Annotated in this window: 7 protein-coding genes and 2 pseudogenes; all 9 read right to left on the reverse strand. The window is 67.8% G+C overall.

The features are described 5' to 3' along the window. Positions 1-1,096 (reverse strand): annotated as a pseudogene (locus BRAS3809_RS19530) (hypothetical protein); the annotation flags it as partial. Positions 1,097-1,116: 20 nt separating this feature from the next. After that, positions 1,117-1,413, reverse strand: a complete 297-nt coding sequence (locus BRAS3809_RS36680) for a hypothetical protein (RefSeq protein ID WP_170323306.1) — start codon at positions 1,411-1,413, stop codon at positions 1,117-1,119. Positions 1,414-1,479: 66 nt separating this feature from the next. Next, entirely contained in the window at positions 1,480-1,974 is a 495-nt protein-coding gene (locus BRAS3809_RS19535) for a hypothetical protein (RefSeq protein ID WP_008963789.1), read from the reverse strand. 54 nt (positions 1,975-2,028) lie between these two features. Beyond that, positions 2,029-3,378: a caspase family protein gene (locus BRAS3809_RS19540; protein WP_035657006.1), complete on the reverse strand. Its 1,350-nt coding sequence runs from the start codon at positions 3,376-3,378 to the stop codon at positions 2,029-2,031. A gap of 108 nt (positions 3,379-3,486) precedes the next feature. Next, the gene (locus tag BRAS3809_RS19545) at positions 3,487-4,545 is read right to left on the reverse strand and encodes an alcohol dehydrogenase (protein ID WP_008963791.1); all 1,059 of its coding nucleotides are present in this window, start codon (positions 4,543-4,545) and stop codon (positions 3,487-3,489) included. A gap of 26 nt (positions 4,546-4,571) precedes the next feature. Continuing rightward, on the reverse strand, positions 4,572-5,432 hold the full coding sequence (gene rsmA, locus BRAS3809_RS19550; RefSeq protein WP_008963792.1) for a 16S rRNA (adenine(1518)-N(6)/adenine(1519)-N(6))-dimethyltransferase RsmA: 861 nt from the start codon (positions 5,430-5,432) through the stop codon (positions 4,572-4,574). Beyond that, positions 5,429-6,430 carry a 4-hydroxythreonine-4-phosphate dehydrogenase PdxA gene (pdxA, locus tag BRAS3809_RS19555; RefSeq protein WP_008963793.1) on the reverse strand — a complete coding sequence of 334 codons (1,002 nt, stop codon included), beginning with the start codon at positions 6,428-6,430 and terminating at the stop codon, positions 5,429-5,431. Before pdxA ends, rsmA begins: the two co-directional genes overlap by 4 nt. After that, entirely contained in the window at positions 6,430-7,368 is a 939-nt protein-coding gene (locus BRAS3809_RS19560; protein ID WP_035657008.1) for a SurA N-terminal domain-containing protein, read from the reverse strand. The genes pdxA and BRAS3809_RS19560 overlap by 1 nt, the downstream gene beginning before the upstream one ends. A gap of 198 nt (positions 7,369-7,566) precedes the next feature. After that, positions 7,567-7,955: pseudogene (locus BRAS3809_RS19565) on the reverse strand (LPS-assembly protein LptD); the annotation flags it as partial.

Below are 7,955 nucleotides of genomic sequence, written 5' to 3' on the forward strand. Positions count from 1 at the left end.
CTGGCGGCGGCGGTGCAGGCGGCATCATGGACGTGACGGGCGGCTGTCCGGCGGGCGCAGCCATCGGCGCATTGGCCACCGGCGCCCGTTGCGGCGAGACGCGGTCCGCGAGCTGATCGGCGGCCTGCCACACGGCGTCGGTGTTCTGCGGCCGCTGCATGTCCGAGGCGGCGTCGAGCTCGCGCCGGCGCGCCGAAACCGGCTGATGATCGCCGTGCTGAAGCGCGGGAGAGGGCCGATATGCGCGCGCGTCCGAAGCCTCCGGCTGCGGCGTTGGCAGCCGGGCGCTTGCGAGGTCGAGCGCCGACACCGGCTGGGCGCCCCGACCGTGATCGGCGTAGGAAGAGCCCGGCATGCCGCCGCGGCCCGTACGCATCCCCGGTTGCGGCGACTTGCCGCGCGCCTTGATCCGCCCGCGGCGCGCCTGCGCATCCTCGTGCCAGCTGCCGTTGCGCCGGCGCCGCCGTCCCATCCGGCTGAGCCGGTAAAGCGCACTGGCCAGCAAGCCGGAGATGGCCAGCGCACCGATCACGACGAGCATCAGGATGTGGATCGGCGCTTCGGGCTTGGCCGCCTTGGCGGCTGTGGCAGCCTGGTTGTCGGTGGCACCGGCTGCGTTGGAGCCCGCGTCGACGTTGCCGTCATCGGCCATGGCCGCGGGCGTCGTGTCGGCCGTGGTTGCGTCCGCGGGCTGCGGCGGTGCCGAGGGCCACGGCGAGGTATCGAGGCTGCGCGGCAGGTTGGCATCGGACGCCGTCAAGGTCGTCGGCGTGATCGCCAGATTTTGCGGCTTCGGCGTCCCCACTGGGTCGACGCTTGTCCGCAGCCGGGATTGCGGCAGCTCCGCCATCGCGTCCGCGCTGGAGCGCTGCGCCGGGCCGTCCGTGCGTCGCGGCGTCAGCTTGGGCGGCGCAGGCTGGGCGAAATCCCAGGCGGCCGGCTGCTGCGCGGTGCGGGCGGTCGGCGCGATCTCACGGCCGTTGGCATCCTTGAGATACCAGCAGCGTCGATTGGTGCCGCGGTCGAAACGATAGTACCAGTGCTGGGCGTCCGACTTGTCGCCGGTCGGTTCGGTCAGGCAGTCCTCCGCCGCCATGGCGGCGCGCGGCGGCGCGATCAGAACGCTCGCTGCGATAGCGACGGCAATGGCAAATGCAACTCCTGCCATTCGGCTTGCCATTGACGACTCCGGATACGCTTACGCAACGGCGCGTTCTCGGAAACAAGTTGGGTCGCAATGAGCCGCAATTCCGGATTAATTCTGGCCCGCTCTTTTCGTCGCCGAGTGCGGCTTTTTTCCCACAAGCAGATCCGCCACGCCTCGCCGGCTTGGCCGCGATCTCGCGCCAAATCCGCCACATCCGTGATGACCGTCGCCCCCTCTTTGCTGGCGACCGGGGCTTCGGCGCCCACGCACGCTGCGTTCGTGGACAAATGACCGGCGAGCGCGCAGCGTCGGGGCGGCGGCCCGCTTGCGCGCTATTGCTTGACGCTGGTCCAGCGTCCCGAGCAACCGTCGCTGCGCTGGAAGCTGCCGGACCCGCTGCGGCCGCTCACTCGGCCCGTGCTGACGACGCGCACCCCATTGTCGTTGCCGACCGTGTTGACGACGCCGTTCGAGCTGATGCTTCCGGAGAAGCCCTGGCCGATGACCTTGCCGCTGGTCACCACTGCGGCCGAGGTGACGCTGCCGGGGCAGGCGGGGCCGCCGGTGCTCGTCACCACCCAGGCGCCGTCGAAGCTGGCGCCGCCGCCCGATGAGCGCGCGCGAGACGGCTCGCTCCGGCGCGGCGAAGGCCGCTCGCGCTCGACCGAGCGCGGCTCGGAGCGCGCGCCGGACAGCGACTTGTCGTCATTGCCGATGCTCCCGCCGGCGCTGCCGGATTGCGCCAGCGTCGCCGCCGGCGCCAGCATGATGAGCAGCGTGGCAGTCATGGCACCGGCAATGGCCCGGCGGCCTCGAAGCGTCGACATTCCCCACCTCGTTCGATCTCGAGCCTGTTAGTTCGTCGATCCGCCGTCGCCGGTTCAACGTCCCGAGCCGTCGGCGCAGACGGCACCGACGATGCGGCAGGATTTTCCAGCTTTCCCGCATTCGTCAAGCGCGGCGTCGCGCGCGGCCTTGACGGTATCCCGCTGCACGAGCGACCATGATTTGTCGGAGATCGCGAAGGCGCCGCAATGCGAGCCGTAGAAGCTCAACTCGACCGGACATTTCGCCGATCCGCAATTCGAGCGCGCATCGGTCACGGCCGCGCGGCGCGAGGCATGATTCCACGACATGCCCCATTTGTTGTTGTCGATGCCGTAGACGATCGAGCCCCATGGCTTGAGATCGTCGAGCTTGCGCAGCCGGCTCAGCAAGCCCTCGGTGGCTTCGCCGGTCGGCGTGATGTTGCTCTTCTCCTGAAACCGGCTGATCGCGCGGGCGAGCGTATCGCGGCCGTCGTCGGATTGCGGATCGAAATTGCGCTCGTACAAGCGATCGCGCACTTCGCCGATCAGTGCGGCGTCCCTGAGCGGAATGCGATCGGGATCGGGCCGCAGCGCCGTGGCCGGTGCGTCCTGAGATGGCATGGCAGCGACCTGTGGTGCGCTCTGCGGCAAGGGCGGCACGAAATAGAATGCACCGTCGATCGGCGATGACGACACCCAGGGCTGCTGCGCGCCGCTGGTGGCGCGCTTCACCGCAAGGCCGACCTGATTGAAGGTCTGGAAGATGTCGAGGCCGGGCTGTGTGAGGGTCGTCGCCAGGGCCTTCGTGTATGGGCTGTGTCCGTCGTCGCCGTCCTGTGCGACGTTGCCGGGCTGCGTCGCGTAGGAGATCAGCGTGCCGTCGGGCGCGCGCATCTGCGCGAGCCCGCCGTCTGCCGCACGCAGGCTGCGCGTTCCGAACGGATTGTTGCGGCAGGCGTCGAGGATGACGACGTTGAGGCGCGTGCCCGAGCCCTGCATCTGGCGCAGCACCAGATTGACGTCCATCATCTGGAAATCGACATCGGCCTCGCGCGTCGGATTGGCTCCGACCGGCACCAGGTAGTTGGCACCCGCGACCTGTACGCCGTGGCCGGCGTAGTAGAACAGCGCGACATCGGCGCCCTGGACCTCGCGGCCGAAGCTCTGGACGGCGCTGTCGATCGCCGGCTTGTCGAGATCGAGCTGGGCGCGGCCGCCGGTCAGCGCGAAGCCGAGCCGCCTCAGGGTCTCCGCCATCAGCGCGGCGTCCTTGGCGGGATTGTCGAGGCTCGCGATGTTGCGGTAGGCGGAGTTGCCGATCACGAGCGCAATGCGCTTCTCGGCGCGTGCAGGCAAGATGCAACATAATACCAGACAGGCAGCGAGCAGCAGGCGGCTACCTTCATACGCGCATCGTTGCATCACTGTCGGCCCCGTCGCCACGTCCTTTCGAGCGATGGGGCAGAGTAGCAGCAGGCGGCCATGGCGCAAGCACCGCGGCCGCCCGGGGTTGTCCGGTCGGTGGACTAATCAGTTCGTCAGCACGACCCGTCCGACGACCTTGCCGGCACGCAGCGCGTCGATCCACTTCTGCACGTCGCCCATCGGCTCTTCGCGCATCGGCGGCGGCTTGATCTTGCCGGCGCGCGCCAGCGCCATCAGTTCGTGAGCTTCGGCCAGGGTGCCGACCATGAATCCCTCGATGGTCATGCGCTTGTACACCCATTGAACCATCGGCAGGGTGAACTGGCCGCCCATCAGTCCGGATACCACGACCTTGCCGCCGCGGGCGACGACGGCGACCGCGAAAGCCATCGACTTCTCGTTGCCGGCGAAATCGACGACCTCGTCGAAGCCGCCTTCGGTCTCCCTGAGGATGCGCTTGATCACGTCGGGCTCGGCGGGATCGTAGGCGGTGGTGGCGCCGTTCTGCAGCGCCGTGTCGCGGGCGGCGGCGGAGAGGTCGGCGACCGAGATCGGCTGCTTGAACATCGCCTGCGCGAACGACAGGCCCATCATGCCGACGCCACCGAGCCCGATCAGCAGCAGGTTGCGCTGGCGCGGCCGGTCGACCAGCCGCTTCAAGGCGCCATAGGCGGTCACGCCGGAGCACATCAGCGTGGCGGCCTGGTTCACCGGCAGCGGATCATATTCGAGCAGATATTTCGCATCGGGCACCAGCACATGCGTGGCGAAGCCGCCGTCGATCGACACGCCGAGGAAGCGCTGCTTCGCGCACAGATTCTCGTCGCCATTGGCGCAGTCGCGGCACTGACCGCAGCCGATCCACGGAAACACCGCGCGCCTCTTGCCGATCAGCTCCTTCGGCACGTCGGGCCCGACCTCGTCGACGACGCCGGCGATCTCGTGCCCGAGCGTGAAGGGCAGCGTCATGCCACGCGTGGTGTCGAGCTTCTTGCCGCCGCCGAGGTCGGCATAGCCGTCCTGGATGTGCAGGTCGGAGTGGCACAGGCCGCAGCGCTCGATCCGCACCAGGACCTCGCGTCCCTGCGGCTTCGGTGTCTCGACGATCGTCTCGCACAGCGGCGCATCGAATTTGACCAGCGACTGACGACGCATCAACGCCATGATGAAGCTCCCTGAAAGGCTTGTTGTTAGGTCTTGTTGTCGTTGCGACTATTGGTCAATTCGCGCGCCATGGCAACAAAGCCCGAGACCGGGACGGTCTCGGCGCGCCGGGTCGGATCGATCCCGGCGGCAGCGGCCAAGCGCGCGGGATCGGCTGGCAGCGATTTGAGACTCTGCCGCAGCATCTTGCGGCGCTGGCCGAAGGCCGCGGCGGCGACCTGCTCCAGCGCGCGGCGGTCGCACGGCTCCGGCGTGGGACGCGGCACGAGCCGCACCACGGACGAGGTGACTTTCGGTGGCGGCACGAAGGCTGACGGCGAGATGTCGAACAGGATCCTGGTCTCGCAGCGCCAGTTGGCGAGCACCCCGAGCCGGCCGTAGGCCTCCTCGTTCTCGGTCGCGACGATGCGCTCGGCGACTTCGCGCTGGAACATCAGCACCATCATGTCGTACCAGGGCGGCCACGGCTCGGCGGAGAGCCAGCCGATCAACAGATGCGTGGCGATGTTGTAGGGCAGGTTGGCGACGATCTTGGCTTTGGTGCTGCCGAGATAGGGCCTGACATCGAAGGTGCGGGCGTCGGTGCAGACGATCTCGAGACGGCCGGGATAGCGATCGGCGATTGTCCGCAGTGCGGGAATGGCGCGCTCGTCGTGCTCGACGGCGATGACGTGACGGGCGCCGAGCGCGAGCAGGGCCCGCGTCAGGCCGCCCGGTCCCGGACCGATCTCGACCACGGTGGCGTCTTCGAGCGGGCCGGCGGCGCGCGCGATCCGCGCGGTGAGATTGAGATCGAGCAGGAAGTTCTGGCCGAGCGCCTTGCGCGCCGACAGCTGGTGCTCGCGGATGACCTCGCGCAGCGGCGGGAGGTCGTCGATGGCGCTCATGACGATTGGCTGGCCATGCGCGCCGCGAGCTGCACCGCCGCGATCAGGCTTGCCGGATTCGCGGTGCCCTTGCCGGCGATCGCGAACGCCGTGCCGTGGTCCGGCGACGTCCGGATGAAGGGCAGGCCGAGCGTGACGTTGACGCCCTCGTCGAATGCCAGCGTCTTGATCGGGATCAGCGCCTGGTCGTGATACATGCAGACGGCGCAATCGTAGCTCTTGCGTGCGGCTTCATGAAACATGGTGTCGGCCGGCAGCGGCCCCTGCACGTCGAGGCCGGCGTTGCGCAGATTGGCGATCGCGGGCGCGATGATCGTGTCTTCCTCGCTGCCCAGCGTGCCGTCCTCGCCGGCATGCGGATTGAGGCCGGACATCGCGATGCGCGGCCGCGACACGCCGAAATAGCGCCGCAGGCTGGCGGCCACGATCCGCGTCGTCGAAGTGATCAGCGGGCTCGTGAGCTGCTCGATCGCATCGCGCAGGGCGACGTGGATGGTCACGGGCACCACGGCCAGCGTCGGCGACCACAGCATCATCACGGGCTGCGGCACCGCGCCGCCGTCGGCGGCGAGTTCGGCGAGAAACTCGGTATGTCCGGGATGCGAGAAGCCGGCGCGGTACAGCACGGCCTTGGCGATCGGGTTGGTCACCACGGCCGCGGCCCGTCCTGCCTTCACATCGGCAACAGCCTGGCGGATCGAGCCGATGGCGGCCTCGGCGCTGGTCGCGTCGGGACGGCCGGGCAGGGCGGTGACGCGATGTCCCGTGGATGCGACGGGAAGGGCGCTCGCAAACGCCTGCGAGGCTTGTTCGGGGCGTACCTCGGCGATCGGGATCGGCAGGTCGAGGAGCTTGGCCCGCTGCGCCAGGAATGCGGGATCGCCGAGCACGTAGAAGGCCGGAAGACCGAGCGCATCGCGCCGCAGCCAGGCTTGCAGGGTGATGTCGGGACCGATGCCGGCCGGCTCGCCCAGCGTCAGCGCGAGGGGGGCGGTCATCAGCGGTATTCGATCATCGCCGCCTTGCGGACTTCCTGCAGATAGGCCTTCGACGTCGCCTCATACTTCTTGGCGTACATCTGTTCCTTGATCTCGCGCTTCTTCGGCGTGTCGATCGTGGTCGGCGTGCGCGCGCACAGCGCGACCATCTGGATGCCCTGCTTGGTGGCTTCCGGCGGCGTCAGGTGACCGATCGGGGTGTCGTCGAGCAGCTTGCGCAGGTTGGGCGGGATGTCCGCAGAGGTCTTGACCACGATCTCCTTGATCACGGCGTTGGCCGTGGTCCTGAAGATGTTGCTGGCGTCGGCACAACTCTGCACCCGCGCGCGCAGCGCCTCCGCCTCCTTCTGGCGGATCTCCATGGCGCCCTGGTTCGACGAGTTCGCCACGATGAGAACCACCGGCTGCATCTTGTATTCGAACGCCTGTCCCTGCTGATCGGTGTCGCCACCGGCGGCGGCGACAGCTGCAGCGACGTCCTTGTCGGAGACGATCAGGCGTTCCTTGTAGCGGCCGCGCACGAGGCTGGTCCAGACGATCTCCGCCTTGATGCGGGACTTGAGCGTCTCCGGCCGGACGCCCTGGCTCTCGAGCGATTTGGTCAGCTGATCGGCGTTGAGGCGCATGCGCGAGCCCATGCCGGCGTAGGACTGGTCGATGTCGGAGGCGGACGGCTCGACGCCGAACTTCTTGCCCTCCTTGATCTTCACTTTGTCGTCGATCAGCTCGTTGATGATCTCCTGGCGGCTCTGCTGCTTGCGGGTGCTCAGGAAATTCAGCTTGGTGCGCTGCTCGATATCGTAGTCGGTGATGGGGTCACCGTTGACCATCACGACGATGCTCTGGGCGTGAGCCAATGTCATGCCAGAGCCCCAGGCCAGCGCGGCGACCGCGCAGATGGTCAGGCTTCGAAGGCGAGGGAGGAACGCAGTCGTCATGACTAAGCTTCGCTGTTCGCAATGGATCCAATCGGGAGCGGCGCCATGGCTCTCAATGCACGCCTCGGATACTCACTGTCCCGAATCCGGTTCCGCACCCAGTAACGAACCGACGGCTGACACCCATGGGCACGGAACGCATGACTCTCGACGCGGGCAATTCGGCCCATGGGAGCACCGGTCCGAGACTGGCGCGTGCTACTGAAGGCCTCCAGCCCCGGTTCCGGTCGACGACGAATTGGCGAGCGTCCGGAGTCCGATCTGCAGCATGTAGGCATGGCTCAGAACGGGCGTGGTGGTGCCTGTCGTGTAGTTATACGACGTTACATAGTTGGCGGCCAGCACGAAACAATCGTCCACGTAGCCTGCGCCGATCACATACTGGTTGATCTTGTTGGCGGCAAGATCCCAGCGCGCCGCGCCGGTCACGACCCAGTTCGGCGCGACCTTCACTGAACCGCTGCCCAGGATGCCCTCGCGGCGGTTGAGGTAGCCGATCGCCGGATCGGCGGCATAGTTGCCGTAGGTCAGGGCAACCGACCAGCGGTCGAAGTTCGCCTTGGCTTCGGCCTCGAAGCGCTGAACGT

This window comes from Bradyrhizobium sp. STM 3809 (assembly GCF_000239795.1).
Classification (GTDB): domain Bacteria; phylum Pseudomonadota; class Alphaproteobacteria; order Rhizobiales; family Xanthobacteraceae; genus Bradyrhizobium.

Excerpts from the sequence above, each read along its gene's own strand:
- BRAS3809_RS19535 (WP_008963789.1), bottom strand. The coding sequence starts at position 1,974 with ATGTCGACGCTTCGAGGCCGCCGGGCCATTGCCGGTGCCATGACTGCC.
- BRAS3809_RS19540 (WP_035657006.1), bottom strand. The coding sequence starts at position 3,378 with ATGCAACGATGCGCGTATGAAGGTAGCCGCCTGCTGCTCGCTGCCTGT.
- BRAS3809_RS19545 (WP_008963791.1), bottom strand. The coding sequence starts at position 4,545 with ATGGCGTTGATGCGTCGTCAGTCGCTGGTCAAATTCGATGCGCCGCTG.
- rsmA (WP_008963792.1), bottom strand. The coding sequence starts at position 5,432 with ATGAGCGCCATCGACGACCTCCCGCCGCTGCGCGAGGTCATCCGCGAG.
- pdxA (WP_008963793.1), bottom strand. The coding sequence starts at position 6,430 with ATGACCGCCCCCCTCGCGCTGACGCTGGGCGAGCCGGCCGGCATCGGT.
- BRAS3809_RS19560 (WP_035657008.1), bottom strand. The coding sequence starts at position 7,368 with ATGACGACTGCGTTCCTCCCTCGCCTTCGAAGCCTGACCATCTGCGCG.